Genomic DNA, 26,877 nt, shown 5'->3' with positions numbered 1-26,877 from the left:
TTGGCTGAAGCCAGCAAGAAACCCGCCTAACCGCACGCGCTCAAGCGCGGCGGCTTGCGGCGGGTTCCCAAAGGTCAATCCATTTCGACATCGTTGAATACCTTGCGGTACCAGCGGCGCACCTGCGCCGCCTGCTGCTGTTGTTCTGCATTGTTGATCTGAGCAAGTGGTCGATGATTTGTGTTCTTTTGTGGCCCATCTGAGGCTAGCTAAGCACAACCTACAACTGTAGTCCTAGGCGCTCTTCGTTTCTTCGTGGTCCCATTCGTGGTCGGCCAACGACGCCAGCAAACGTACGTTACACACGACTAACTTCATGCGAATAATTGTAACATGCCTGTGAGCGGCATAAAAATGGGGGCGCAGCAGCCCCAGCGCCCCCATTGCCGAACTGCGCCCACGGGCGTATCATGATCCTTCAGCACCAGGATCGGTGCTCAGCATGGAGCAGATCGGCAAGCATCGTGCCAACATAGACGCCAACCGAACGACGGGCATCGTCGGCAGAAACAACAATTTCGCCAGCAACCGAAAAATCGATCTGAAATGCACCGCTCTTGGGTAGGGTAACGGTTTCAAGCAAGATTGTCATTGCGTGACCTCTCCTCTCAGCGAGCATTGCCCAAAAACCACACATCGAGCATTCGCCTCATTCTAGCACAGATGCCTACTGCCTACTGCCTACTGCCTACTGCCTACTGCCTACTGCCTACTGCCTACCGAGAAAGCTATGTATACCACCACCACCCGCATCCTCACCGCGTCCGACTATGATCGCTGGAACGCCCTGGTCAGCACGGCACCCTCAGGAAGTATCTTCGCCCTGCCGGACTATCTAGCGATCTTGTGCCGCGCGACCAAGGGACGCTTCACGATCATCGGGGTCTTCCACGGCGAGGAACTGGTGGGCGGGATACCCCTCTATTTTCGACCGAGCCGCTGGGGCGAGATGGCTACCCGTCGTGCTCTGCTCGCCTATCATGGCCCGGTCATGCGAGCGTATACCACAGGCAACCCTGCCGAGCGCACTTCCCGCCACCTCAGTATATTGACCGCGCTCATTGAAGTGCTACGCAATATTCCCTGTTTTCATATGGTGTTACACGTTCGCCATCCCATCACCGATGTTCGTCCCTTCCAGGCTGCACACTGGCAAGTGCAGCCACACTATAGCTACCTAGTCGAGTTCACCGACCTATCGGCAACCTGGGAGCGCATGGATCAGAACCAACGCCGCCTGGTCAAGCGGGCGCAGGCACAGGGGTTGGCAATCACCACTGACGACGATTTCGCAAGCTTTTTTCGCCTGCACCAGCAGATCCATGTGCGCAAAAGTGCCCCAATCTATCTGCCAGAAGACTGCTTTCGTACCTATGTCCAGCAACTGCTCACCCAAAACCTGGCCCGACTCTACCACGCCCGCCTGCCCGATGGACGCTCGGTGGCAACCCAGTTAGTCTTGACCGGCCCCCATTCGGTCACCCACACCGTTTGCGCCGCCTCGGATGAAGCGCACCTCGCCACCGGGGCGAATCCCTTTTTACGCTGGATGGTCTTCAAAGACCTGGCGGCGTTGGGGTATACTGCAACTGATCTGACTGGCGCTCCCTATCCTCATAAGGTCACCCGCTTCAAGAGCCAATTGGGGGGCGAGTTGGTGACGAACTGGTTGATAGAGCGTCCGCCAACACGGCGCTATCGCTTGCGCCGCAACCTCGGGCCATTGATCAAGTATGCCCGCTCGGTGATGAGGAAGCCCTGCTTCGCAATAGGCACTCCAGGATATGCGAGATGAATTTTGAAACCGGCCACAATCTGCATTGGGATGAGTTACCTGTCTATTTTATGCACATACCCAAGACGGGTGGGATTGCCCTGGGTCATTGGCTACGCTCTGCGTATGGCAAAGGCTATTTTGATCTTGATCTGCCTCAGATTGTTCGTTTCAGAGGTCAGAACATCCAAAATTTTCGTTGCTATCATGTATGGCATCATGGTCAGAGTATGTACGATTGGCTTGGACGTCCTGATCTGGCCGTTATCACCATGCTCCCAGATCCGATCGAGCGAGTTGTATCAGGCTTTAGCCAATGGCAAAGGATGCTCGTTCGAAATCCGCCCCAGGTCAAGGCTTCATATCGAGCAAGAATGCAAGGTATACCTAACCAAACGATTCAAAATTGCCTCAACGAAGAACTTCTGGTTGACATTCTTAGCAACGAACAAGTCAGATTCCTTGGCACCCGCAAGCATTACGCGGCTTTTCTGTCATCGGTAAACCAGGATAGCGAAGTTGATGATCTCTTATTACCCTATAACCTCCCCCTGACGATACATGAGCATGATTTACCTTTACTGCAAACCAATGCTTCGGCCTGGATTGAGCGCATGGCTGTCGTTGGACTAACCGAGCGTTATACTGAATCTCTGCTGATGTTTGGTGATTTTCTAGGAGTTCCTGTACCTGCCACTATGCCCAGGGCTAATGTCAATCCCCAACGAACTGACGCAACTATGCGTTATCGTGACAACGTACCGTTAAAGGTGATTGAGCGCTTGACAGAACTCAACCGGTATGATCTGGAACTATATAGCTATGCTGAAGAAATCTTTGAACAACATTGGTTACGTTACCAGAGGCGCAAAACACGTACGTACTCCATTGCCCCACACCTACGCATGCCAATTCATACAACTGCAACAATAGCCAAACGCCAGATCAAGCAACGCTGGCCGGGATTAGCAGTGTTGCTGCGGCGATGGAAGAAACAACGCAAAATGGGCAAGATATCAGTGAGATCATCGTGAACACAGCATTGCGAATGGCTGCAAATAATACTATCAGCGTCATCATCCCCGTCTACAACGGCGAACGCTTCCTCGCCGAGGCGCTCCAGAGTGTGCTCGATCAGACCCTGCCACCCGATGAGATCATCGTGGTGGACGATGGCTCGACCGACAATAGCGCGACCATCGCTCGCTCGTTTGGTTCACCCGTGCGCGTGCTGACACAGGCGAACCTCGGCCCGGCGGCTGCCCGTAATCTGGGCGTAGCCCATACAACCGGCGATCTGCTGGCCTTCCTCGATGCTGACGACCTGTGGCTGCCCAATAAGCTGGCCCGCCAGCTGCATGTGTTGCAGGATGATCCGACGTGCGAAGCAGTTCTGGGTGGCATGGAGAATTTCATCAGCCCAGAGTTGGATGAATACCAGCATCAGATGCTGGCTCGCTCGGCTAACCAGGGCGGAACGCATCACGTTGGCACATTGCTGATCCGCCGCGCAGCCTTCCAGCGTATTGGCCCTTTTGATGAGCGCTGGCGACACGGGGAATTTATCGAGTGGTGGGCACGGGCAATGCAATTCCATCTGTCGTACGTTGCCTTGCCCGACCTGGTTCTGCGCCGCCGCCTGCATGCACATAACCTGACCCGCCGCGAGCAGGATGGCCGCCGCGAGTATCTTGGTATGCTGCGTGAGCTGATCGCTCAGCGTCGTACGCTTGCCAAGCAAGCAGAGGAGCCATCTGGGTGACCAGCGCAACTCAGCCACGCATCCTGATTACCGGCGGCTGCGGACGCATCGGCCTGCTGCTGGCCCGCCATCTGGTCGAGCGGTCAAACGAGGTAACTCCACCTCTGCTGACCCTGCTCGACCACCGCCCGCCACCCGCCAAGCTCGCCCTCGCTTTTGTCAAAGCCGATATTGCTCACTACGATGCTATCCGCAATCATTTTGAAGGCCAGGAGATCATTGTTCACCTGGCAGCTGATCCGCGCCCCAATGCACCCTGGGAAAGCCTGCTACCAAACAATATTATTGGGACGTACAATGTTCTGCAAGCAGCCCAGGAAGCCGGCTGTCGTCGGGTGATTCTTGCCAGTAGCCTCTATGCCGTGCTAGGCTATGAGCCGGGGATAGTTGTGCATACTGATATGCCACCGCGACCAGCGAACCTCTATGGTATTACGAAGGTCTGGGCTGAGGCGTTAGGCTATAGGTATGCGCAACAGGGTCTGTCAGTGCTCTGTGTGCGGATCGGCTGGCTGAAGGAACCGTCCAAATTGGCACCAGACGATGCAAATTTAGATCTGATTATTACTCCACGAGACCTGACGCATCTGTTGACCTGCTGCATCGCAGCCCCAGACAGTCTGCGCTACGGGATCTTTCACGGCCTATCAGCCAACCAGGTGCGACGCTTCGATATCAGCGAAGCACAAGATCTTCTGGGGTATCAGCCGCAGGATGACGCGTTTGCTCTGGCACAGCGCAATTATCGCATCTTGCTGCGTCAATGGGCAGGGCGCATCAAACGACGTATATTCAAAATGAGAGTTCGTCGATGAGTGAACGTATTTCAGTGATCATCCCCGTCTACAACGGCGAGCGCTTCCTCGCCGAGGCAATCCAGAGTGTGCTCGACCAGACCCTGCCACCCGATGAGATCATCGTGGTGGACGATGGCTCGACGGATAACACGGCGGCGATCGTGGCCGGGCTTGCAAGTACGTCTCCCCTACCGATTTGTTATGTTGACCAGGAAAATCAAGGGCCGGCTGCAGCGCGCAATCACGGCATCCGGCTGGCAAAGGGCGACTTTCTGGCCTTCCTGGATGCAGATGATCTATGGGTTTGCCATAAACTGGCAGACCAATATAGTTACTTGGTCGAACATACCGATATAATCGTTGTATGGGGATTGGTGCAGCTATGTGCTATACAAGACGGGACATGCGTCGATACCGGTGAACCGTGGCATGGCCCGAACCTAGGCTGTGCGCTTTTTCGGCGAGAAGCATTTCAACAAGTGGGGGGGCTTGATATCAGTTTGCGAGTTAGTGAGGATTTAGACTGGCTTTTGCGTTCACGCGAGGCCAATTTGCCTCAAACCGTTATCAACAATGTCGTTCTCCGGTACCGATTGCATGATAGCAATACATGGTTAGGTCGTCAGAAGGTTTCAGAATCCTTGCTATATGCCTTGAAGAAACGTCTGGATCGCCGACGGAATCAACCAGATGCCTGACCATCTAGCTCGTTTTTTACTGCATTGTAAACCATTATAAACCATGAACTTAATACTTGAACGGATTTTATCCGAAAAATGTATCTACCCTCCAACAGGGCCATCACTGCCTCTGCATTCTCATATTGAGAGGTTAGAAGGTGAAGTGATCCAAACGTGGATTGCTGAAAGAGATCCTAAGCATCTCTTGGAAGTAGGGATGGCGTATGGAATCTCGTCCCTCTTTATCTGCGACGCAATTCAGGATTGGAATGGTGTCGTTTATGACATTGTTGATCCCTATCAACAAAGGGATTGGTCAGGGTGTGGGATACACCATTTGAGGCAAGCTGGTTTTCAGGATCGTTTTACTTTCCATGAACAGCCTTCGGAGATTTGCCTGCCTCAACTTCTAGCACAAGGTAGGCAGCTAGATTTCGCTCTTATTGATGGCTATCATACCTTTGATCACGCTTTGCTTGATTTTTTCTATATCAACCGCATGTTGAAAGTGGGTGGTATCGTTCTGTTTGATGACATCCCAATGCCTTCTATCCAAAAACTATTGGCCTATATTGCTAATTACCCAGGCTATAAACCCTTGCCGTTACCGACCGTATATGAAAACCACCGCACGATCCGTATTCGGCGTATGATGAAATCTCCTGTCCTCCGAGTCGGTGGATTTATTAAGACAGCAGTCGATAATCGCGCTTGGGATTGGTACTGTGAATTCTAATTCAGCATATCGCACAAAGTGGATGACCAGTATGACTCGGCAGGATGGTGTAGCATGGGGATGTTCCATCACATTTGCTGGTGGAATTGCTCCAACAGAAGCCGGTTGCCTATATTATCGTGAAATGAACCGATGGATTATGTCAGCGCTCAGGCAATCTGTCCTGCGCAAACGTGTCGCTGAATAGCTCTGATTTTATCAGGCCATTAACCAGACTTTTTCTCTATGGCTCACATAACGACTATCACCGCCATCGTCGTCGTCCGTAACGGCGAACGCTTTCTGGCCGAGGCTTTGCAAAGCCTTGCGCAACAAATTCGCCTGCCCGACGAAATCCTTGTGATTGACGGTCAGTCCACGGATCGCACGGCTCAGCTTGCCCAGGCTTTTCCAGGCGTTCGCTATCTGCTCCAGCCAGACCTGGGCATTGCCAATGCGCGCAATCTGGCCCTTCGGCAAGCCTCTGGCGAGTTTGTCGCTTTTCTTGATGCCGATGACCTGTGGACACCAAACAAGTTGCAGGTGCAACTCGCCGCGATGCAGGCCCAGCCGCACCTGATGTATACGACGACTCTGTTGCGCTTGTTTTATGATCCTGGGTGTCCTCCACGTCCCGGTTTTCGGGAAGAAGGCTTTGCCCAGGGGATCGAGGGGCGTTTCCCAGGCACGATGCTGGCCCGGCGTGAGGTCTTCGATCGCGTTGGTCTGTTTGATCCTGCTTTTGCTGTGGCTTTCGAGGTAGATTGGTTTGCCCGCGCTCAGGATATGCAGGTGCCATCTGATGTGGTTGAGGAGGTTCTGCTGCACAAACGCATTCACGAGGCCAATAACGCGATCCAGCGCGAGCAGTTCCGCCGTGAGTGGTTTGTGGTGATGCGGCAATCGCTGCTGCGCAAACGCCGTCAATCTTCAGGATCAACAGACATTGGTACACCATGAACCTCTCGCCATCAACCCAGGCTTTGCTGCACGCAGTGTTGCGCCCAGAGGAGACGTATCCCCAGGCTGTGCAGACCTGGTTGGCAACAACGGAGCTTAATCGGTTAGAGCCTGGTCAGTTTCACTTGCTTCCGTTGATTGTTCCGCAGCTCCAGCGCATCGCCCCCAAGCATCCGTGGCTCCCGCGGATCAAGGGCATCTATCGGCGGGTCTGGTATGCCAATCAGCGGGCGATCAGGGCGGCTAGTGATGTTTGGCAGGTGTTCGATGCCGTCGGTCAGTCGGCGTTGTTGCTTGGCCCGGCGGCCTTGGCACTCACGGTCTATGATACGCAGGCGCTCCGCCCGATTGGGGTGCCGCAGGTGCTGGTGCCCACCGAAGATCGGGGTACGGCGATCCAGACGTTGAGCGCGGCAGGCTGGCAGCCTTCCCCTCCGACCGCGAGCCTCACCAACGAGCGCTTCGTGCGCTGGCAGGCAGGCTATCTCTTCAGCAGGCCAACCGCCAATCAGCACGTCGATCAGGTACGCCTCTGCTGGCACGCTTTGCCCTATGCCCCCCTTGCTGCATGGGGCAGCCAATGGTTTGAGCGGGCCGTCCCTCTGGCCCATGCCTCCTTGCAGGCGCAGACCCTGGATCCGACCGATCAGTTGTTGCAGGCGCTAACCACCGGCCCCGCCCTGGAATTGATCCCGCTGGTGGATGCCACTCGGCTCATCGCCCGTTCCCCCATCGATTGGTCCCGGCTTGTTGCCATGGCAGCCCAGAGCCAGCTTGCCTTCATGCTCCACGAACAGCTTGCAACCATGCGCGCACTCGGCGTGACTGATGTACCCGCGCCCATTCTGGCAGAACTCGCGCTGATCGACGTGCCACCCTACGCCCGTGCGCTGTGGCACCTCGATCTGATCCCTCCCTGGGAACGCACAGCCCGGCAACGCATCCAACTCAACTACGCCATCTTTCAACAAACCGCCGCCATGCAGCACCTTGCCCCGCATCCAGGCCATCTCTACGCCTACCTGCGTACCCGCCTGGCAACCGACACCCTTCGCGCAACGCTCAAACGCAGCCTCCAGCGCCTCACCACACGCCTCCCGCTGCCGCACGGCTATTAGTAGAGGCACGGCGGTGCCGTGCCTCTACTAATAGCCGTGCCCCATGGAAGGAAGGGCACGGGCAAGCCGTGCCCCTACAGCCGCCGCCCCGCCGCCGCCGTGCCCCGCCGCCCGTGGGGGCACGGCACCGCCGTGCCCCGCCGTGCCGCCGCCGCCGTGCCCCCCGCCCGCCCGTAGGGGCACGGCACCGCCGTGCCCCCCGCCGCCGTGCTGCTATAATAAGCCGTCAGCATAAAAACCTGTGATAAATGGAAGACCCAGATGAACCTGCCTGATCCTCAGATCCCGCCCTATGGCGGTCACCTCGCCAATGTGATCGCCTCGCCTGAAGAACGCCAAATCTTGCTGGAAGAAGCCGCCCACCTGCCGAGTATCCAACTGTCACCAAGAAGTGTCTGCGATCTCGAGTTGCTCGCGTGCGGTGGTTTTTCGCCGTTGACGCGCTTTCTGGGCCGCGCTGATTATGAACGCGTCTGTGCCGAGATGCGCCTGGCTGACGGCACGCTCTGGCCGATGCCGATCATGCTCCCCCTCGAAGCCCCACCCACCGGCACCGACCGCGTGGTGCTGCGCGATGCGTACCATACCCCCCTCGCGATCATGGATCTCGAAGAGGTCTTTGCCTATGACCCCGAGGCCGAGATGCGCCAGGTGCTCGGCACAACCGATCCGCGCCATCCGCTGGTGGCCGAGATGACGCGCTGGGGCAAATTCTATGCCAGTGGTGCGCTCAAGGTGCTGGCGTTGCCAACCTATTTCGACTTTGTCGAGTTGCGCCGTACGCCCGCTCAGGTGCGCCGTCTGCTCGCCGACCTCGGGCATCCGCGGGTCGTCGCCTTCCAGACCCGCAATCCCCTCCATCGCGCTCACGAAGAGATGATCCGTCGGGCAGCTCAGCAGGTTGAGGGCGCACTCTTGATCCATCCCGTTGTCGGCTTGACCCGGCCAGGCGATGTGGATCACTTTACGCGGGTGCGCATCTATAAAGCCGTCGTCGAAAACTATTTCGACCCCAGCAAGACGCTGCTCAGCCTGCTGCCCCTCGCGATGCGCATGGCCGGCCCCCGCGAGGCAGTCTGGCATGCGTTGATCCGGCGCAACTATGGCGCAACCCATTTCATCGTCGGGCGCGACCACGCCGGCCCTGGCAACGATAGCCAAGGGCAACCCTTTTATGGCCCCTACGCTGCCCAGGATCTGCTCGCTACCCACCAGGAAGAGCTCGGCGTCACGATGGTGCCCTTCACCGAACTGGTCTACCTCAAAACTCACCAGCGATATGTCACCCGCGACGAGATCCCGGCCAACGCCGAAATCGCCAATCTCTCGGGAACCGAGGTGCGCGACGAGTATCTGGCCCAGGGGCGTTTGCTGCCGACATGGTTTACCCGCCCCGAGACCGCCGAAATCCTGCGGCAACGCCACCCGCCCCGTTTCCAACAGGGCTTCTGCCTCTGGTTCACCGGGCTGAGTGGCGCCGGCAAATCAACGATTGCCTCGATCCTCACCATTCTGCTCCAGGAACAGGGACGTATTCCGACCGTGCTTGACGGCGATGTCGTGCGGACCCATCTCTCAAAAGGCTTAGGCTTTTCGCAGGAAGACCGTGACACGAACATCCTGCGCATTGGCTTTGTCGCCGGTGAAGTCGTCAAAGCGGGCGGCGTCGTCATCTGCGCCGCCATCAGTCCCTATCGCACCACGCGTAACGAGTGTCGCCATATGATCAATGAAGGCCAGTTCATCGAAATCTTTGTTGATACACCGCTTGATGTCTGCGAGGCCCGTGATACCAAAGGCCTCTATCTCAAAGCGCGTCGCGGTGAACTCAAAGGTTTCACCGGCATCGACGACCCCTACGAACCGCCGCTTGACCCCGAACTTCGGCTCACCACCGTTGATACAACCCCCGAAGAAAACGCCCGCATGATCATCAATTACCTCGAAAATCGATCTTTTCTTGCTTCCGAAAACAACTAAATTGCTTGGATGGAACCTCCGCCAGCAAAGCTGGCGGAGGTTCCATCCAAGCAATAAACACAGGGCGATTGCATCATACGAAATCGGATACAACGGGGCACCCGCAAGGGGTGCCTGTACCGGGGCGGGGGCCGAATCCGGTGTACGGGCACCCCTTGCGGGTGCCCTTGCGGGTGCTTTGGCGGGGTGCATACACGGAAGATGCAATCGCCCTAGCAATAAACAACCTTCCTCTTGCTTGCCAATGACAAGGTGACGTATACTGATCTACGTGTCGGTTAGGTCTGACTGGAGGATAGGTTGACATACGCACTGCCCTTGCTCGTGCCTACAAAATTGACCATGCCGCAGTTGCGTGATACGCTTGTTCTGCGCACCGATCTGCTCGCACGTCTGGGGCCACACCCCTCCACGCGCCTCACCCTGGTCGTTGCACCGGCAGGCTTTGGCAAGTCAACCCTCGTAGCCCAGTGGCTCACCCGTCGCTCCCCCCAACAACCTGCGGTGGCATGGGTCACCCTCGATGAACACGATCAGGATGGCCCTCATTTCCTGGCCTATCTCGTCGGTGCCGTGACCAGGGTTCTTTCTGATGCATGCGCCTCAACCGTTGCGCTGCTCAAAACCTCGGCGTCACCGCTCTATGTCATGCTCCGCGCACTACTGGTTGACCTTAGCCAACTCTCGACACCACTGATCCTGGTGCTTGATGATTATCATGTAATTACGTCCGAGGCCGTGCATCAGACGGTAGCCTATCTCGTGCGCAACCTCCCGCCTCAGTGTTCGGTCGTGTTGATCAGCCGGACTGATCCGCCGCTGCCGCTCGGACGTTTACAAGCCGAGCACGAAGTCACCGAGATCCGTGCCGATGATCTGCGTTTTACCAAGGCCGAGGCCGAGACGTTTCTGGTGAAGATGACCGGGCACATGCCTAGCCATCAGGCCCTGAACCTGGTGCTGCAGCAGACCGAAGGGTGGGCGATTGCACTGCAAATGGCGGCCCTCAGTCAATTTGAGCGCACCGGCTATGATCACCTGCCCGTCAAAGCGAATCGCCAGATTGCCGAATATCTGGCCGATGAAGTGTTGGCGCAACAGACCGACGAAGTGCAGCAGATCTTGTTGCGCCTTGCCCTACCAAGCCGTTTCTGTGCGCATCTTGGGGCTACGCTGGTCGGCCTTGCGCCAGCAGATGCCTTTAGCGGAGCTAACGGACGCAAAGAGACTGGGCGATCAGGAAGCCCATCGCTTGCAGGCAAACAGACCAGCACCGCCGATCCCGGCCACCTCTGGATGGCCGAGCAGATTGAGCAGTTGGTACAGGCCAACCTGTTCCTGGCCCCGCTCGACCACGAGCAGCGCTGGTATCGCTTTCATCCCCTCTTTCGCGATCTCTTGCTGCGTCGCTTGCATCTGGCAAGCGGCGAAGATGGTGTGCGCGCTTTGCACCGCCAAGCCGCCCACTGGTTTGCCCGCAATGATGCGCTCGAAGAGGCGATTACCCATTTTCTCGCTGCTGGTGACGAGCCTGGGGCCGCCGACGTGATCGAGCAACATTTCAACGCGGCGATCATCCAACAATTCCAAGTCTGGATGCCGCCGCGCCTGCTGAATCTCTTGCCACCGACGTTGATCGCACAACGCCCCGGGCTCACCTTTCTCACCGCCCGCAAAGGTTCCATCAATCTGAACCTGGCTCAACTCGCCACAGGGTTAGAGCAGATTGATGCCCAACTCGCTGCAACATCACCAGACGAGACCATCCTGCCCTGGCCGACCTTTCTCGCCGACCGCGATAACCTCAAGGGAATTTTGTGCTACTGGCAAGGGAGGACAACCGAGGCATGCCAATTGCTGGAACACGCTGCGCACCATGGCTCGGCCTTTACCGTGGTTCGCCAAGCGCTGATCTACCTTGGCCTCGCGTATATTGCGACCAATCGCTATGGCGAAGGCCAGCAGATCATCGCATCACTCCAGCCAAAGCACGTTGATCCCCGCTCACCATGGTTGACCGTCGGCCGCCTCTCGGCCCTCTGTGGCATGCATTACCTGGCTGGTGAGTTTTCAGCGCTCAGGCGCGACGCCCAGCGCTTGCTCCAGGTTGTTGAAGAGCATGGCATGGTGGCATCCACCTGGATCTCCTATGGCCTGATTTCCCTCGGCTTTGAGGCCTATGAACGTGCGGATCTGGCCCAGGCTGCCGATTATTTTTCCCAGCTTGTGCGCTTAAAATATCAGGCCAATCCAATTATGTATCTCAATGCCGTGATTGGCCTGGCCGTGATTGCCGCCGTGCAAGGCTTGCATGCCGAGGCGGCAAGCTATGAACAAGAGGCGCATGCTTTTGCGATTGAAGAGGGCAGCGTCGCGTTTCGCAATCAAGCCCTCGGATGTAGTGTTCGCCTCGCCCTTTTGCGCCACGATCATGCAACCGCGCTCGCTCTGGCACGCCAGATCCAGCCCAACCCTCATTTTGGCTTGAGTGTCTCGTTCGCGTTTCCCCAGTTGACGCAGATCGTTGCGTTCATTGTGGCTGGCAGCGCTGACGAACACCACCAGGCCGCTGCGCTGCTTGAGCAAGCCCAGCACCATGTGCTGACCAACCACAGCACCCGCGTTGCGATCCTTGTCCTGACGGTACAGGCTCTGTTGCATCAAGCGCGCCACCAGACCCAAGCCGCCCTCGCTGCACTCCAGCAAGCCATCCAACTGGCCGAGCCACGGGCCATGATCCGCAGCTTTGTCGATTTCGGCCCCCTGCTTGTGCCGTTGCTCAACACCTTGGCCCAGCGCGGGGTTGCCCCAGACTATCTCAAGCGCATCATGATGGCCGCAGAACGATCAGGCATCATTGCTGAATCTGCGCCGATGACGACGCCGCCCCTTGATCGCCCCGAAGTCCTCACGCGCCGCGAAACTGAGATCCTCGCCCTGCTTGCCGCCCGCTGGTCCAGCAAAGAGATTGCCGATCATCTGATCATTGCCCCCAATACGGTCCGCAAACATACCAGCACCATCTACAGCAAGCTCGGCGTGAGCAGTCGCCGTGAAGCCGTTGCCGCCGCCCGCGCCCTTGGCATGTTGCCCCCTGAATGAACGGGTTCCACCTTCTACTTCATTTTATGTGATGTATTGAAGCATTGATCCCATTATACTAACTTTACCCCAGGAGAATGGGTTCTTAGGAGTTAGTAACGTACATTAGGACAAAAACATATGTGTCTTGTTGCTGATCGTGATGCAACATATGTTATCCAGATCCGAGGCAAGGTTGAATCGCACTGGCAAGCCGAATTACAACTGCAACTGACCTACACCGAGACCGAAAGCGGTACGATCAGCACCCTTACAGGTTATTTGCCCGATCAAGCCGCCATGCTCGGCGTCTTGAACCGCCTTGCCATGTGGGGCTATCAGATTGTGCAAGTCCGCTACCTGCCACCAAATGGCCCGTCGTAGGGGCGAAGCGCCCGCCCGCGCCCGCGGAACCCTTATAGCTCACCAGGGTTACGCTGAAAATGGGGGAACCCTTATAGCTCACCAGGGTTACGCTGAAAATGCGGAACCCTTATAGCTCACCAGGGTTACGCTGAAAATGCGGAACCCTTATAGCTCACCAGGGTTACGCTGAAAATGCGGAACCCTTATAGCTCACCAGGGTTACGCTGAAAATGCGGAACCCTTATAGCTCACCAGGGTTACGCTGAAAATGCGGAACCCTTATAGCTCACCAGGGCTACGCTGAAAATGCGGAACCCTTATAGCTCACCAGGGTTACGCTGAAAATGGGGGAACCAAGTTCCCCCATTTTCAGCGTAACCTTGTTGCTCCTCCCCGCCTGTGGTACAGTATACGTGCCAGGATCATAGAGAGGCAGGGCAAATGATGGCCTATCGAATACCAATGCTGCTCGTAGTGTGGGCGCTGCTGCTCGTCGGCTGCGGCGGGTCTGTCGTTGTGACACCGTCGCCAACCGCAGTGCCGCCAACGCTCGCCGTCGCTACCGCTGCGCCAACTGCGACGCCAGCGTTGCCAACCCCCGAGGTTGCCGCCACACCAACGCTCCCGCCTCTACCAACTGACCTACCTGTGCCACCAACCGCCACCGTCGCCCCACCGGCCACCATCGCCGAAAGTCGTACCGCCGAAGGCTATCATGTGCTTGGTGATCCTGAGGCCCCGGTGACCCTGGAGATGTTTTCCGATTTTCTCTGAACGGCCTGTGCACTCCACGTGTTGGAGACCGAGCCACAACTGATCGAGCAGTATATCAAGACGGGAACCGTGAAATTGGTCTATCGCCATCTCGTCCAGCTTGGGGATCGCTCGCTGCGGCTTGCCGAAGCCAGTGAATGCGCCGCCGACCAGGGCAAGTTCTGGCCAATGCGCCAGGCAATCTATGCACGCTACAATCAGATCCTCTTTGACACCGAGCAGGAACTCGCCGCCGCCGCCGCTGACGCCAACGTTGACCTTGTCCAACTCAACGCCTGCCTCGACGCCGCAACGCATCGCGCTGCCGTCCGCGCCGATCACGACGCTGCCACCGCCGACGGCATTCGTTCACGCCCGGTCTTTCGCCTCGGCGAACGCACCCTGATTGGTGCCCAACCCTTCAACGTCTTTCAAGATCTGATTGCCCAGGCTTCAGGAAGTTAGGAGCAGACCTCGATGCAACGCAACAATCTCTTCTTGCCACTGAGCCTCATTGTGACTGGTGTGATCGTGCTACTGCTAATGATGAGTGGCCCGCTTTCCGAGAGGCTTACCGCTCAGCAGCAGAAGATCTGCCCCGACCCGGCCTATCCTAATGAGCCCCTGACCAATTGTCTCGCTACTCAGGTAGCGTTGCAGTCGACCCAGGATACGAGTCGAACCCAAACCGCAATCGCATACCCTCTTACCCAAACCGCGGAAAGTCTGGGTACGCAAACAACCGCACGCACTAATACGCCTACCAGAACTGCAACTCCGAATGGAGGGGCGGGCGGGGGTACAATGAATGAACCCTCGGCCACGCCAACCCGAACGAACACACCAACCACAACCCCGGCCAACAACGGCAACGCAACGGCAACGGCGACGTTGACCTCAACGCCTACAGCGACCGGAACCCCCAATGGCGGGCTTGCCACCATCACGCCCACTAGTCTCCCTGATGGAATCGAGACCCTGACCTGCTTTGCCCAGTCCACCGTCGAGTTGACGGGCGAAGCCGAGCCCAATACGGCGCTGCTGCTCTACTTCAACAGCCGCCCGGTTGGCGGGGGCTTCTCACGGGCCGACGGACGGTACACGCTCAACCTGAAGATCGGTGACGAGCGGCCAGGCACTCACATCGTCGAAATCCGCGAACGCGACGGGCGCGACCTCGTCCGCCGCCTCGCCTGCGACATCCCCGCCCCACCCACCCCCATCGTCCCATAAATCGCAGGCCCGCACCCCCGTGGCAGGCTGGCGGGCGTCAGCCCGCCAGCCTGCCACGAAGAATCACCTTCTCTACCGTGACTTGGTCAAGAAAATCGACATCGATGTCGGCCCCAGATCCTGGTGCATCAGGTACTGTCAGGGTGCTATCGGCATTGAGCACAAAGGGATTGGTGACAATGTCACGGGCAAAGTAGCGCGCACTGGCACTGATATCCCCCGGCAAGGTGAAGTTTGGCAGGCTCGCCAGCGCGACATTCGCCGCCCGACCAATGCCCGTTTCGAGCATGCCGCCGCACCAGACCGGCACGCCAGCCGCTGCCGCCATGTCGTGGATCTGACGCGCTGCGTGCAACCCTCCAACCCGACTCGGCTTGATATTGATCACCCCACACGCCCGCAACTCAAGCGCCCAGCGGGCGTGATCAGGCGAGACAATGCTCTCATCAAGACAGATCGGCGTCTGCACGATGCGCTGCAACTTGGCATGATCAACAATGTCATCGTGGGCCAGCGGTTGCTCGATCAAGAGCAGATCGTACGCATCGAGTTTCGCTAGGTGCGCCGCGTGATCAAGCGTATAGATGCTATTCGCATCAACTTGCAACCGCAGATCAGGCCAGGTCTCACGCACAAGCCGCGTCGGCTCAAGATCCCAGCCCGGCTTGATCTTCAGTTTGACCCGCTGATAGCCCGCCGCAACATAGTCGCCGACCACGCGCAGCAGCGTATCAAGATCGGGTTGAACCCCCACACTGACCCCCACCTCGACGCGCTCACGTTGCCCCCCCAGCATCGACCGCAGGCTCTGCCCGGTGGCCCGCCCAAAGAGATCCCACACCGCAAACTCAAAACCAGCACAGGCCATGCGATTGCCGCGCACGCGAGCATAGACCGCCGCCACGTCCTCGGGCCGATTCAATTCAGACGCTAGCAACATTGGGGCCAGATGCTCCTGGGCCATCACCCAGGCGGTACTGCTCGTCTCCTCGTTATACCAAGGGCCAATTCCGACTGGTGACTCGCCCCACCCGACGACTCCATCGGCCTCCACCCGCACCAACAACGCATGGCTCGCCAATTCACGCCAGCCACTCGTCTCAAAAGGGGCCACATACGGTAACGCAATCCGCCGAAGCTCAATCTGCTCAATCTTCATACGGTAACCTACAAACTCCCATCTAAACGACCCTGCACATACGGCATATGGACACGCCACAACGGCTCGATCTGGAACAGTTGCGGCCAGAGTTTCCCCGTCACAAAGAGGCGCTTGCCTTCGGCATCATAGGCGATGCCATTCAACACTTCAGGCGATCGCAGGCCCGGCGGATTCGCGGGCAACAGGTCGCGCAACTCGCTGAGGTCAAGATAGGCTTTGACTTGCCCGGTCTTCGGATCGATCCGTGCGATCAAATCAGAAAACCAGATATTGGCATACACATCGCCTTCAATATATTCGAGTTCATTGAGGCGCGGCACCAGACCAAGGCGATCATACACCTCAACCTGATCAACCACCGTGAGTTCACCCGTCTGCAAGGTTGCCTCAGGGTCAATAAAATAGAGATTGGCCGTGCCATCGCTCATGATCAGGTGCGTCCCATCAAAGGTCAAGCCCCACCCTTCTAGCGGAAGAGGTCGGCCCTGAGGCGGATAACGAAAGCGATCTACCTCACGAAAATCAGCGCGGTCATAGACAAAACCGGTGCGCTCTTGCCAGGTCAACTGGAAGATCAGGTCGCCCACAAGCGCAATCCCCTCGGCAAAATAGTTTGACTCAAGCATATGCGGCTCGCGCACCTGCGTCCCATCAAGCGCCACTTCACGCAAGGTCGAAGCCCCATACAGCCCCGTACTCTCGTAGAAACGGTCGTCACCATGGTAGACCAACCCCTGCGTAAAGGCTTCGGGATCATGGGGATAGGTCGCCACGACCACCACCTCAACCACCGGTGCCCCGCTGCGACGGATCACATCAGGCAGCACCTGGGCCGTCCGATTGATCGGCCCGGCATCGGGCAGGATCAACAGCCCCCCCTCGCGGGTTGGCACTGGCGATACGACAGCGGAAGGAACAGCAAGCACGGTTGGCGGCTGCGCAAGCACCGCCTCCTCAGCGGTCGTCGTGCAACCAGCCGCAAGGAGCACGACCACAAACAAAGCAAAGCATTGTCGCAGGAGCGATCGACGTTTCACCAAAACGTATCCTGACCAATCTTTGAAGCTATAACAATCCTTCATCTGCCGCATCATACCATATCTCACCACACCCATAGCACCTCGAGTTGACAAATTATCACCCCACGTATGCACATCTTGCCCTGCAATCAGAGCGATCCAGGCTACCATGAGATGCACAGTTCATGTCAATAATTATGGTGGAGACCTTGGCAGACTGCCGCGAGCCAAAGGAGGCACGCTATGGGTTATACAACAACCAAAAACGCATCTCACCACGTTCCAGCCGAATACGAGGTACGCTACTATATGCGTACACCGGCCATCACCCTCAACATTGCCGCACCACTCAGTGATGCCCTTGCCTTGATGCGCGAGCACGATGTACGGCGCCTCCCCGTAGTGGTTGATACCGGCGAACTTCGTGGTATGATCACCCAGGGCGATATTCGCGGTGCCGATGTCATGCGCGTCGCCGGGCTTGACCCCCTCGACATCGCGCACGCCTTGCGCCATGTCAAAGTGTACGAGATCATGACCGAAGATCCGATCGCCATCACCCCCGAAACAGGCATTCGCGAAGCTGCGATGCTGATGATCGAAAATAAGATCGGTGGCTTGCCAGTCGTTGATGATCAAGGCCGCGTCATTGGCATCATCACCGAAAGCGATCTCTTCGAAACACTCGTGCAGCAACTCGATAATCATCTTGCCTGACAGTATCCGTTGTACGGGCGATCGTTTTTTGACGCAAAGGCGCAAAGACGCTAAGATATGATCTATCTTTATGCGTAGCTTTGCGCCTTGGCGTCAACACGGGTCAGCCCTCTTAGAGGCTGTCAACAAGGTTTCCCAGGTTTTGTCACATGGATCAACGTGAGCAGATACGCCTCACCAGTCTGGCAAGCAGCGCTGGCTGAGCGTCAAAGTTGGGGCCGGGTGCCCTTTCTAAACTGTTAGCAACCCTGCAACTGCCAGCGAGTCCCAATCTGCTGATCGGGCTGGCCGTCAGTGACGATGCGGCCGTCTATCAACTCGATGCGCAGACGGCGCTTGTCCAGACGGTGGACTTTTTTCCGCCAATTGTTGACGACCCCTACACCTTCGGGGCCATCGCGGCGGCCAATGCACTCAGCGATATCTATGCGATGGGCGGTCGGCCGATCCTTGCGCTCGCCATTGCGGCCTTCCCCGACGATCTCGACCCGGCGATCGCCGCAGCGATCTTGCAAGGCGGGGCCGATAAGGCTGCCGAGGCAGGCGCCGTCGTTGCTGGCGGCCATACCGTGGTTGACCGTGAGCCAAAATACGGCCTCTGTGTCACTGGTCTCGTTGATCCGGCGCGCATTACCGCGAAAGTCGGTGCGCGCCCCGGCGACCGCCTCTTGTTGACCAAACCACTCGGCACTGGTCTCATTACCACCGCGCTGAAACGCGGGGCCGCGCCAGCCGAGCACCTCGAAGCCGCCGTTGCCAGCATGCTCCGACTCAATCGCCGTGCCGCTGAATTGAGTGCTACGGTTGAAGTCCATGCCGCGACCGATATTACCGGCTACGGCTTGCTCGGGCACGCCGCCGAAATTGCCCGGCGCAGCGCGGTTGGCTTGCGCATCGAAACGGCGCAACTCCCTCTTCTCCCCGGGGCCCTCGAAGCCGCTCGCCAGGGGTATGTCCCCGGTGGCTTACGGCGCAATCGCGAGTACCTCGAAGGTGAAGGCTACGTACACTACAGTGCCTCGATCGAAGAAGCTATCCGCCTGATCCTCTTTGACCCACAGACCTCGGGCGGCCTGTTGATCGCCCTGCCTCCTGCTGCCGCCGCAGAACTCCAGGCTAGTTGTGCAACGCACGGCGAGCCATGCTGGGCCATCGGCGAGGTCGTCGCCACGCCGGGTATCGAACTTCGCTAATTCCATATCAGGGAGTTTTTCCCCTATATGAGTGGCAAACTCCTCTCGCTGAGACAGCCACACTTCGCTATGCTCATGTCTAGACGCAAAGCTTTGTTCCCCTTTTATACCATTTATCGTTGAGTAGGCCGCATTGTCACCCTGAGCGAAGCGAAGGGTCTTGGGCGTCCCGACGGCACAGATGCTTCGCTGCGCTCCTAAGCAACAAAACCTTATGCGCGGAGCGCAACGGCTCCACGGTCATTCCGAACGGAGCCGCAGGCGCAGTGAGGAATCTGCCCTGATCGGCATGGAAAACCCCTCACGGAGTGAACCCTGAGCGCAGTCGAAGGGTTTGGGGTGACAAGGGCGGGCATAGGCAAAACCCTGGTTGCTCACGGCATCACTGGCCCGTCGGCCATGTAGTACTCAGCATGACAATGCGGCACCTTCAAGCGGAATTGGTATTAGCTGGTATTAGCCACGTATAAAGCATAAGGATACAATGACGTATGGAAGCAACAAATTCAAGTAGCATGAAGAAGGCGAGTGAGCGCAACGAAACTCTGGAGACCCGTGGTATTTTGGGAAATCTTTCGGATGGTGTCGCCAAAACCATTGCGGTGCTGATTACCGTCAGCACAGTTGCCACGGTTAGCTTCGCGCTTGATCGCCTCTTTGCCAGCTTCGGGGTCTAAAGATCAACCCCACCCACTATGAGGGCACACGACAAAACGCCAACAAAGTTGGCCTTTTGTCGTGCAGAACAAGCTACGCTATAATCAACGCGTGAGCGTAAGCATCCACATCCTCCCACTTGAAATGCCCCTGCACCCTTCCACCGGGGTGCAGGTTGGCTATGCGATCGTGACGATTGCAGCTGATGCCGGTGGTGCCGCCATGCCGGTCAACTGGGCCGTCGTGGCTGATGCCAGTCGTTCGATGCGCATCCCGATTGTGAGTGAGGCGCAGTTTCGCGATCTCGTGCGGGCCGGTGGGGCCGAAGAAGTTCTCGTTGATGGGGTACCCGTCTGGCAATTGACCACCTCGGTGCCCGAGGCGATCCGTGCCTCGGCACCGAGCGCACTCGATCATACGGTGCGTGCGCTGCATAGCATTGTTGAACGCCTCGATCGGGCGGATCAGATCGCCCTGATTGCTTCGACGGAACAGGCGCTGTTGCTCGTAGCAACCAATGGGGCCGAACGTGCTTCGCTTCTTGCGGGGGCGTCGCGGCTTGCCAGCCTTGATCCCGGCGAAACAACCGATCTGGCCGCCAGCATGCGCCTCGCACTCGCCCAGATTGGACAACATCGCAATGGGGTAAGCCGGATGATGCTCTTGACCGACGGCTTCACCCGTGATGGCGAGGCGTGTGTAACCCTCGCTCGCGAAGCTGCCGCCCGTGGCATCAGTGTCAGTACCCTTGGGCTCGGTGGCGAGTTTCAGGATGAACTGCTGACCCGTATCGCCGATCTCAGCGGCGGTCGGGCAGTCTATGTGCGTCAGGCCGATGCGATCCCCGCCGCAGTGGCGGCTGAATTGGAAGCCGCCCGCCAAGTCGTCGCGCGCTCGCTGCAACTCACCTTGACCCATATACCTCAGGGCACCGTCTTGCGCTACGTGACCCGGCTCAGTCCAAGCCTGGCCCCCCTAGAGTGGGAAGAAGATCCGACGCAACGACGCATCCTGCTCCACCTCGGCGACCTTGAACGTGGCAAGCCTGTACGCTTACTGTTCGAGTTTGTTGCCCCACCAGCGCCCCTCCGCCCACCCGTCGAAGGCGCACGGGTACGCCTCGCGACCCTGACTGCACAGAGTGGCAGCGCGCATGTTGCGACGAACCTTGTTGCGCAGTATGCTCGTCACACGCCCCTTCCAGCCATCCTTGATGCCGCCGGACGCGCCAGCGCCGTGCGCCTGCAACGCCGTGCTGCGGCAGCGATGACGGTGGGCGATCATGCCGGGGCAGCCCAACTCTTGCACGCAGCAGCTAGACGCTTCGTCGATCTGGGAGAAACCGAGCTTGCCGAAGCATGTCAGCATGAAGCGGCGCTGCTTGCGACGACCGGGCAGGATAGTGGCGCAGGAGCCCGGGCCTTAACCTATGCCACGCGACGTCTGGGTGAGTATGAAACTTAGGCTTCCGTACTGACCACACAATTGCGTCCGGCAGCCTTCGCCATATGCAAACGACGATCGGCCTCGGCAACGACCTGCTCGAATTCCTCCTCAAGCATGGCCGCATCAAGGGCATGATCACCATCGTGGCGCTCGGAAGAGGGCAACGTGATATTCAACCACGCCGACGCCTCAACCACGCCCAGGCTCAACGTGATGTTCATCTGCGGATGCAGCGCCTGCCAGTTGTACTCTTCGACGGCAACCCGAATCTCTTCAGCGCAAGCACGCCCATCTTCAAGTGACGTATCTGGCAGCAAAAGCAAGAATTCTTCACCGCCATAGCGCGCCACAAGATCAGACGACTGCGAAGCATCGCGCATAATATCCGCGACGGTGCGCAAGACAGCATTGCCCACCAGGTGCCCCCACTGATCGTTGACCAGTTTAAACTGGTCAAGATCGGCCATAATCACCGTTAGCAACCGGCCTTGCCGATGCATCTGTGCAAGGAACTCGAGGCCACGGCGACTGGCATACCAATGATTCGTCAGTAACGTGAGGCCATCCTCGTTGGCCTCGCGCTCAAGATCACGCTTACGCTCGGTTAGCGCTTCAAACATCATGCTCGTGCCCGAACCAGGGCCGTGTACCGTTACTGGAGGGAGATGGAGCATAAGTTGATCGATAAACCCGACCAGATTATCATTCATCTCGAGCGTTACCATTGCCCCACGGGCGAGGGCCTCATGCGCCTCAGCCTGATGAAAGACCAGCGCGATCAAGGGCGTACCTTCGGGACACTGCTTCCAGATCGTCCATGCTTGCTCGTCAGCCATATCGGCAATCATCAAGACAGGGTCAGGCGTGCGCGCCAGCAAGCCCTGAGCCGCAATCACATCGGCGGCGATCAACGGGCGATAGCCTTGATGACGCAGACTAGTGCTTATCGAGTCACGGAGCAAGTCACGCCCACAGATCAAAAGTGCGGCAGGCCGACGCCCCCCACGGCGCTCGAGAGAGGCCGCCTGATGCGCAACCCGCTGATCAATCACATAACTATTACCCGAAATATGTTTGGCCGCATGTTTCAACTCGGCCGCAACTCTGCTCATCGCATCAACACTCGCAAAGCGCTGACCACTATTATTGACCACCGCGATCGAAAGGCTGAGCATCCCAAATTGACGCGGAACCCCCTGACGGTCAACACTACGTAAATAGCCCCGTTGCAAATCGACCGCATCATACAATTCGCGGACTCGCGCATCAAAGGCATTAATAATGCGCTGGCACAACGCTTCTCCGCGCCCACCATAGTGGATCAACGCAAAATCGTCACCACCAATATGGCCAAGGAAGTCTTCGTGGGGCGCAACTTCGGTCAAGACGCTGGCGAGCAGATGGATCGCACGATCACCACGGGCAAAGCCATACACATCATTGAAGGCCTTGAAGTTGTCGAGATCAACATAGAGCAAGGCAAACGCAACACCTTGTTGCATTTGCCGTTCCAACTCAGCGATTAACAAAATATTGCCTGGCAGACCAGTCAGCGGATTATGGACTGGCAACGTGGCCGCCCGCCGCAAATGCCTGCGAATCCGGGCTAACAGGATTTCAAGATCATACGGCTTGACAATATAATCATCAGCGCCCGAGTCAAAGCCAACCACCACTTCGGAAGAGGCACTCCGCGCAGTCAAAATAAGCATTGGCAGATGCGACGTGCGCGTATCATTGCGCAACTGCCGAATCGCTTCAAAGCCATCCATTAATGGCATCATTAAATCAATGAGCATCAGATCAGGAGGATCCTCCTGCGCCATACGTACCAATTCATCACCATTACTCGCAGTACGCACTTCGTATCCCGCATCCTGCAACGTCTCACGGAGCAGGAGCAGAATGGAGGGATCGTCGTCGGCGATCAAAATCTGGACTGGACGTGTCATACGTAACTCTACATACGAACTAACTAGCGCTCCTTTATAGCATACCACATTGTCGTTACCAATTTCTGTAGTCCATCAGTCAGGTGTTTCACGTTGCCCCCCAAACATGCACGCCCGTACTGTTTCTCCCACTAGGTGAGGATTCGTGGGGCGACGCCCCACGAATCCTCACCTAATGGTATAATAGCAGTCTATGCCAGTGCAGCAAAGCCTGGTTTCTTGTCATGAAATAGCTCTTCTACAGGACATATACAAGCTATGGCAATCTTTAGTGACCTTGGGCTGAGTGAAGAACAACTCACAGCCATCCATGAACTCGGCTATGATGAGCCGACCCCCATCCAAGAACAAGCCATTCCGGTCGTGATGTCAGGACGTGATGTGATTGCTCACGCCCAGACCGGAACAGGCAAAACCGCCGCCTTTGCGCTGCCGATTATTGCCCGCATCAAACCCGAAAAGGTGCCCCAAGCGCTTATTTTAACCCCGACGCGTGAACTGGCGATGCAGGTCGCCGAGGCGTTCTTCCGCTATGGAAAGCACGCCGAGGTTCGCGTGGCACCAGTCTATGGCGGTCAACCCATCGAACGCCAGCTCCGTGCCCTCAGTCGCGGCGTACAGATCATCGTTGGTACCCCCGGGCGCATTATGGATCATATGCGCCGTGGCACCCTGGCGCTTGATAACATCAGTGTCGTTGTGCTTGATGAGGCTGATGAGATGCTCGATATGGGTTTTGCCGAAGATATTGAATATATTTTGCAGCAGACCCCTGCCGAACGTCAGACGGCCCTCTTTTCCGCGACGATGCCCGCCAGCGTGCTCGATCTCGCCCTGCGCTATACCCGTGAGCCGCAACGCATCAGTGTCGTCAGCGAAACCCTGACCGCGCCTCGTACCAAACAGGTCTACTACGAAGTCTTGCCCCGCGAAAAGCTTGATGCGCTCTGTCGGGTGCTTGATGTAGAGACGCCCGGTTCAGCGATGATCTTCTGTCGCACCCGCGCCGAGGCCGACCACCTGGGCGAGAGTCTCCAGGGCCGTGGGTATCTGGCCGAGGTCATTCACGGTGATCTGAGTCAGGCGATGCGCGAGCGAGTGATGAAGCGGTTTCGTGAGGGCCAGGCTGAGTTGCTTGTCGCCACCGATGTGGCCGCCCGTGGGCTCGATATTGCCGATGTGACCCACGTGATTAATTACGATGTCCCCGGTGACCCCGAGAGTTATGTCCACCGCATTGGGCGTACCGGGCGTGCTGGACGCACCGGGCTCGCGATTTCGCTGATCACCCCGCGTGAACGCCGCCAGATCCAGACCATTGAACGGACAACTCGTTCGCGGATTCTGCGGATGAAATTGCCCTCGCTGGCCGATGTTGCCGCACGCCGCCGCGAGGCTTTCCGCGAGGCGCTCCGCGAGGTGCTCACCACTGGGAGCCTCGACCCCTATGTGTTGATGGTCGAAGAGATGGCCGAGAGCCACGAAGTGACCGATCTTGCCGCCGCAGCGTTCAAGTTGCTCCTCAACGAGGCCGAACAGGAAGATACGCTGGTGTCGGTCGAGGGTGATGGGGCAGGTACCGAACCAGGGATGACGAGGCTCTTTCTTGATGTCGGTAGGCTTGATCGCGTTCGACCCGCTGACATCGTTGGTGCTATCGCCAATGAGATTGGCATTCCTGGACGGCAGATCGGCTCAATTGACATCTATGATCGTTTCGCCTTCGTCGAGGTGCCAAGCGAACACGCACCCCGCGTCGTCCGCGGCCTCGGGGGCGTCAGCCTGCGCGGCAAGCCGGTGCGCGTCTCGTTCGCCAAACCACGCGGGTAGTTGCTAAGGTGTTCGCACCTTCCAGGAAGGCGCGAACATCTTCTAGCCATCCTCGTCGGGAATCCGCAAGGTCAGAATCGTCACCCCCGAAAGCAGATAGGCCAGCACCGTCAGGATGATGATCGGGGTAAAGCCCCACTGCACCTGGATGAACCCGCTGATCACCGCCGCAAGCGCCCATCCTCCCGCCCACAGCACATTGAGCAAACTCGCTGCCATGCCACGCTGGTTGATTGGCGTGTAGCGCATCACCAGGGCGTCATTCATCGGGAAACTGGCCGAAATAAAGAGCCCGCGCAAAAAGAAGCCGACCACGGCAAATAGTAACACCGGGGCAAGCATCATCAACATGCCGGCGATAGCCCAGATCCGCAACAGGGCGGCCCCACGCCGCAAGCCGATGCGCTTTGTCACCGGCGGGCCAAGCAAGGCCCCAATGCCCATCCCGAGCGAGACCACCGCAAGCACCACCCCAACCGCTGCATCGCTCAGTCCGAATTGCGCACGAAAGAAGAGGTTCTGAAACGGCAGAATCATCCCGCCCCCAATACCAAGGAATAGGCCCGCAAGGGCAAACCGCAGTAACCGGCGCAAGGGCAAAGGCGGCGCAACCGGCACATCAAGGTCGCCTTCGTGACGTTCCTCGGCTAGCGGCAGTGGGCGCAACAGCGGCAACATCGCAAGCAGACTCAAGCCGATCACCACACTCAGGGCGAGCCGGTACGCGGCAGTCTCCTGTGGCCCTACCCCAAGCAATCCCGCCGCCAGAGTGGGCAACATCCCACCGAGGACACTGCCCACGAGGCCGATCATCAACGTAGCCGAGGCATTCAGACCAAACGCATTTGTCCGTTCGCGATCAAAGGTCACACTCGCCAGCAAGGGCGTTACCGCCATCGTCGCCATCAAGAACGAAGCCCCGATGATAAACTGCGTCGCAATCAATGCCCAGAGCGCGGTTGCCTGCAACATAAAGATCCAGCCGAGACAATAGGTCGCTAGGGCGGCAATAATGGCGCGTTGGGCTCCAAAACGATCAATCAGTAGTCCCAGCGGAACCCCAAAGAGCATGCCTGCGCCACGACTTACCGTCGAGAGCAAACCGGCCGTGTCAGGCCCATAGCCAAGGCTGACCAGATAAAAATTGAAGAGCAGGTCGGCAATGTTGAGGGCGAGACCAAAGAGCACACTGTGAAAGAGAATCCGCCACACAGGGGGGCTAATGCGAGCCACATGAGCCGACGTGACGATCGGAGCCATAAATGCGCTTTCCCTTTTTGCTACTACCGACAACAAAACAAGGGCTACGCCGCCCCGTGGATGACTATAACATATTTTTGACTAATCCAAGATCAGCCTAGAGGCTGATTCTTACTTGGACTGCCAGCCAGCTTCGCTGGCTGTTAACTGTTCACACTTCTCCTGGGCGCGAGGGCGTCCCGCCCTCGCGCCCAGGCATGTCATGCTGAGTACGAAATGGCCTACGGGCCATTTCGTACTCAGGGTGACAAACTATGCCAGGGCGATTGCATCTTCCGTGTAGGCACCCCGCCAAGGCACCCGCAAGGGCACCCGCCAGGGGTGCCCCTACACCGGATGCGGCCTTGCCCCGCCCCGGTACGGGCACCCCTGGCGGGTGCCCCGCCCCGGTACGGGCACCCCTGGCGGGTGCCCCGCCCCGG

At 57.8% G+C, this 26,877-nt stretch carries 24 protein-coding genes and 1 pseudogene; 19 read left to right on the top strand and 6 right to left on the bottom strand.

Annotated elements, in window-relative coordinates:
- Nucleotides 1–418: 418 nt before the first annotated feature.
- Complete coding sequence (locus A9Q02_RS24445) at nucleotides 419–592, bottom strand: hypothetical protein (RefSeq protein WP_172451204.1); 174 nt, start codon at nucleotides 590–592, stop codon at nucleotides 419–421.
- Between the two features lie 138 nt (nucleotides 593–730).
- Here A9Q02_RS24445 and A9Q02_RS19975 point away from each other — a divergent pair, with 138 nt between their 5' ends.
- The 8 genes from A9Q02_RS19975 to A9Q02_RS19940 all read left to right on the top strand — a co-directional run bounded on the left by A9Q02_RS19975 (nucleotide 731) and on the right by A9Q02_RS19940 (nucleotide 7,806).
- Nucleotides 731–1,795 (top strand): GNAT family N-acetyltransferase, encoded by a 1,065-nt coding sequence (locus A9Q02_RS19975; protein ID WP_097654836.1) that lies wholly within the window; start codon nucleotides 731–733, stop codon nucleotides 1,793–1,795.
- The gene (locus A9Q02_RS19970; protein ID WP_097654835.1) at nucleotides 1,792–2,808 is read left to right on the top strand and encodes a sulfotransferase family 2 domain-containing protein; all 1,017 of its coding nucleotides are present in this window, start codon (nucleotides 1,792–1,794) and stop codon (nucleotides 2,806–2,808) included. Before A9Q02_RS19975 ends, A9Q02_RS19970 begins: the two co-directional genes overlap by 4 nt.
- 14 nt (nucleotides 2,809–2,822) lie before the next feature.
- The gene (locus A9Q02_RS19965; protein WP_172451202.1) at nucleotides 2,823–3,536 is read left to right on the top strand and encodes a glycosyltransferase family 2 protein; all 714 of its coding nucleotides are present in this window, start codon (nucleotides 2,823–2,825) and stop codon (nucleotides 3,534–3,536) included.
- Complete coding sequence (locus A9Q02_RS19960; RefSeq protein ID WP_172451200.1) at nucleotides 3,533–4,351, top strand: NAD-dependent epimerase/dehydratase family protein; 819 nt, start codon at nucleotides 3,533–3,535, stop codon at nucleotides 4,349–4,351. The genes A9Q02_RS19965 and A9Q02_RS19960 overlap by 4 nt, the downstream gene beginning before the upstream one ends.
- Entirely contained in the window at nucleotides 4,348–5,031 is a 684-nt protein-coding gene (locus A9Q02_RS19955; protein WP_172451198.1) for a glycosyltransferase family 2 protein, read from the top strand. Before A9Q02_RS19960 ends, A9Q02_RS19955 begins: the two co-directional genes overlap by 4 nt.
- Nucleotides 5,032–5,074: 43 nt before the next feature.
- A complete protein-coding gene (locus A9Q02_RS19950; RefSeq protein WP_097654831.1) occupies nucleotides 5,075–5,749 on the top strand; it encodes a class I SAM-dependent methyltransferase in 675 nt (224 codons plus the stop codon).
- A gap of 225 nt (nucleotides 5,750–5,974) precedes the next feature.
- Nucleotides 5,975–6,688: a glycosyltransferase family 2 protein gene (locus A9Q02_RS19945; RefSeq protein ID WP_097654830.1), complete on the top strand. Its 714-nt coding sequence runs from the start codon at nucleotides 5,975–5,977 to the stop codon at nucleotides 6,686–6,688.
- On the top strand, nucleotides 6,685–7,806 hold the full coding sequence (locus A9Q02_RS19940; RefSeq protein ID WP_097654829.1) for a nucleotidyltransferase family protein: 1,122 nt from the start codon (nucleotides 6,685–6,687) through the stop codon (nucleotides 7,804–7,806). The genes A9Q02_RS19945 and A9Q02_RS19940 overlap by 4 nt, the downstream gene beginning before the upstream one ends.
- Before the next feature lie 74 nt (nucleotides 7,807–7,880).
- On the opposite strand, the gene A9Q02_RS24440 is transcribed toward A9Q02_RS19940, so the two are convergent.
- Nucleotides 7,881–8,039, bottom strand: a complete 159-nt coding sequence (locus tag A9Q02_RS24440) for a hypothetical protein (RefSeq protein ID WP_172451196.1) — start codon at nucleotides 8,037–8,039, stop codon at nucleotides 7,881–7,883.
- Between the two features lie 28 nt (nucleotides 8,040–8,067).
- Between A9Q02_RS24440 and A9Q02_RS19935 the strand changes: the two genes are divergently transcribed.
- The 6 genes and pseudogenes from A9Q02_RS19935 (at nucleotide 8,068) to A9Q02_RS19910 (ending at nucleotide 15,219) form a co-directional block, all read left to right on the top strand.
- Nucleotides 8,068–9,786, top strand: coding sequence for a bifunctional sulfate adenylyltransferase/adenylylsulfate kinase (locus A9Q02_RS19935; RefSeq protein ID WP_097654828.1), 1,719 nt, complete (start codon nucleotides 8,068–8,070; stop codon nucleotides 9,784–9,786).
- Between the two features lie 300 nt (nucleotides 9,787–10,086).
- Nucleotides 10,087–12,888 (top strand): winged helix-turn-helix domain-containing protein, encoded by a 2,802-nt coding sequence (locus A9Q02_RS19930; protein ID WP_097654827.1) that lies wholly within the window; start codon nucleotides 10,087–10,089, stop codon nucleotides 12,886–12,888.
- Between the two features lie 120 nt (nucleotides 12,889–13,008).
- Nucleotides 13,009–13,251 carry a hypothetical protein gene (locus A9Q02_RS19925; RefSeq protein ID WP_097654826.1) on the top strand — a complete coding sequence of 81 codons (243 nt, stop codon included), beginning with the start codon at nucleotides 13,009–13,011 and terminating at the stop codon, nucleotides 13,249–13,251.
- A 423-nt stretch (nucleotides 13,252–13,674) separates the two neighbouring features.
- A complete protein-coding gene (locus A9Q02_RS19920; RefSeq protein WP_097654825.1) occupies nucleotides 13,675–14,007 on the top strand; it encodes a hypothetical protein in 333 nt (110 codons plus the stop codon).
- A gap of 15 nt (nucleotides 14,008–14,022) precedes the next feature.
- Nucleotides 14,023–14,451, top strand: a pseudogene (locus tag A9Q02_RS19915) (DsbA family protein); the annotation flags it as partial.
- 12 nt (nucleotides 14,452–14,463) lie between these two features.
- Entirely contained in the window at nucleotides 14,464–15,219 is a 756-nt protein-coding gene (locus A9Q02_RS19910) for a hypothetical protein (protein WP_097654823.1), read from the top strand.
- 37 nt (nucleotides 15,220–15,256) lie between these two features.
- On the opposite strand, the gene menC is transcribed toward A9Q02_RS19910, so the two are convergent.
- Nucleotides 15,257–16,378 carry an o-succinylbenzoate synthase gene (gene menC, locus A9Q02_RS19905; protein ID WP_097654822.1) on the bottom strand — a complete coding sequence of 374 codons (1,122 nt, stop codon included), beginning with the start codon at nucleotides 16,376–16,378 and terminating at the stop codon, nucleotides 15,257–15,259.
- 8 nt (nucleotides 16,379–16,386) lie between these two features.
- Nucleotides 16,387–17,418 (bottom strand): glutaminyl-peptide cyclotransferase, encoded by a 1,032-nt coding sequence (locus tag A9Q02_RS19900; protein WP_245860767.1) that lies wholly within the window; start codon nucleotides 17,416–17,418, stop codon nucleotides 16,387–16,389.
- Between the two features lie 225 nt (nucleotides 17,419–17,643).
- Between A9Q02_RS19900 and A9Q02_RS19895 the strand changes: the two genes are divergently transcribed.
- The 4 genes from A9Q02_RS19895 (at nucleotide 17,644) to A9Q02_RS19880 (ending at nucleotide 21,431) form a co-directional block, all read left to right on the top strand.
- The gene (locus tag A9Q02_RS19895) at nucleotides 17,644–18,117 is read left to right on the top strand and encodes a CBS domain-containing protein (protein WP_097654821.1); all 474 of its coding nucleotides are present in this window, start codon (nucleotides 17,644–17,646) and stop codon (nucleotides 18,115–18,117) included.
- Between the two features lie 149 nt (nucleotides 18,118–18,266).
- The gene (gene selD, locus A9Q02_RS19890) at nucleotides 18,267–19,310 is read left to right on the top strand and encodes a selenide, water dikinase SelD (RefSeq protein WP_097654820.1); all 1,044 of its coding nucleotides are present in this window, start codon (nucleotides 18,267–18,269) and stop codon (nucleotides 19,308–19,310) included.
- Nucleotides 19,311–19,801: 491 nt separating this feature from the next.
- Nucleotides 19,802–19,987 carry a hypothetical protein gene (locus A9Q02_RS19885; protein ID WP_097654819.1) on the top strand — a complete coding sequence of 62 codons (186 nt, stop codon included), beginning with the start codon at nucleotides 19,802–19,804 and terminating at the stop codon, nucleotides 19,985–19,987.
- A gap of 61 nt (nucleotides 19,988–20,048) precedes the next feature.
- Nucleotides 20,049–21,431 carry a VWA domain-containing protein gene (locus A9Q02_RS19880; protein ID WP_245860766.1) on the top strand — a complete coding sequence of 461 codons (1,383 nt, stop codon included), beginning with the start codon at nucleotides 20,049–20,051 and terminating at the stop codon, nucleotides 21,429–21,431.
- Here the strand turns inward: A9Q02_RS19880 and A9Q02_RS19875 are convergent.
- Entirely contained in the window at nucleotides 21,428–23,365 is a 1,938-nt protein-coding gene (locus A9Q02_RS19875) for a diguanylate cyclase (protein ID WP_172451194.1), read from the bottom strand. The two genes, A9Q02_RS19880 and A9Q02_RS19875, sit on opposite strands and share 4 nt — an antisense overlap.
- 258 nt (nucleotides 23,366–23,623) lie before the next feature.
- Between A9Q02_RS19875 and A9Q02_RS19870 the strand changes: the two genes are divergently transcribed.
- Nucleotides 23,624–25,195, top strand: a complete 1,572-nt coding sequence (locus A9Q02_RS19870) for a DEAD/DEAH box helicase (protein ID WP_097654817.1) — start codon at nucleotides 23,624–23,626, stop codon at nucleotides 25,193–25,195.
- A 42-nt stretch (nucleotides 25,196–25,237) separates the two neighbouring features.
- Here the strand turns inward: A9Q02_RS19870 and A9Q02_RS19865 are convergent, their stop codons facing one another.
- Complete coding sequence (locus tag A9Q02_RS19865; RefSeq protein WP_097654816.1) at nucleotides 25,238–26,455, bottom strand: MFS transporter; 1,218 nt, start codon at nucleotides 26,453–26,455, stop codon at nucleotides 25,238–25,240.
- Between the last annotated feature and the right edge of the window lie 422 nt (nucleotides 26,456–26,877).

It is taken from the genome of Candidatus Chloroploca asiatica (assembly GCF_002532075.1).
GTDB classification, from domain to species: domain Bacteria; phylum Chloroflexota; class Chloroflexia; order Chloroflexales; family Chloroflexaceae; genus Chloroploca; species Chloroploca asiatica.
Note: the sequence above shows the minus strand (reverse complement) of the source record. Positions and strands in the feature narration are given on the sequence as shown.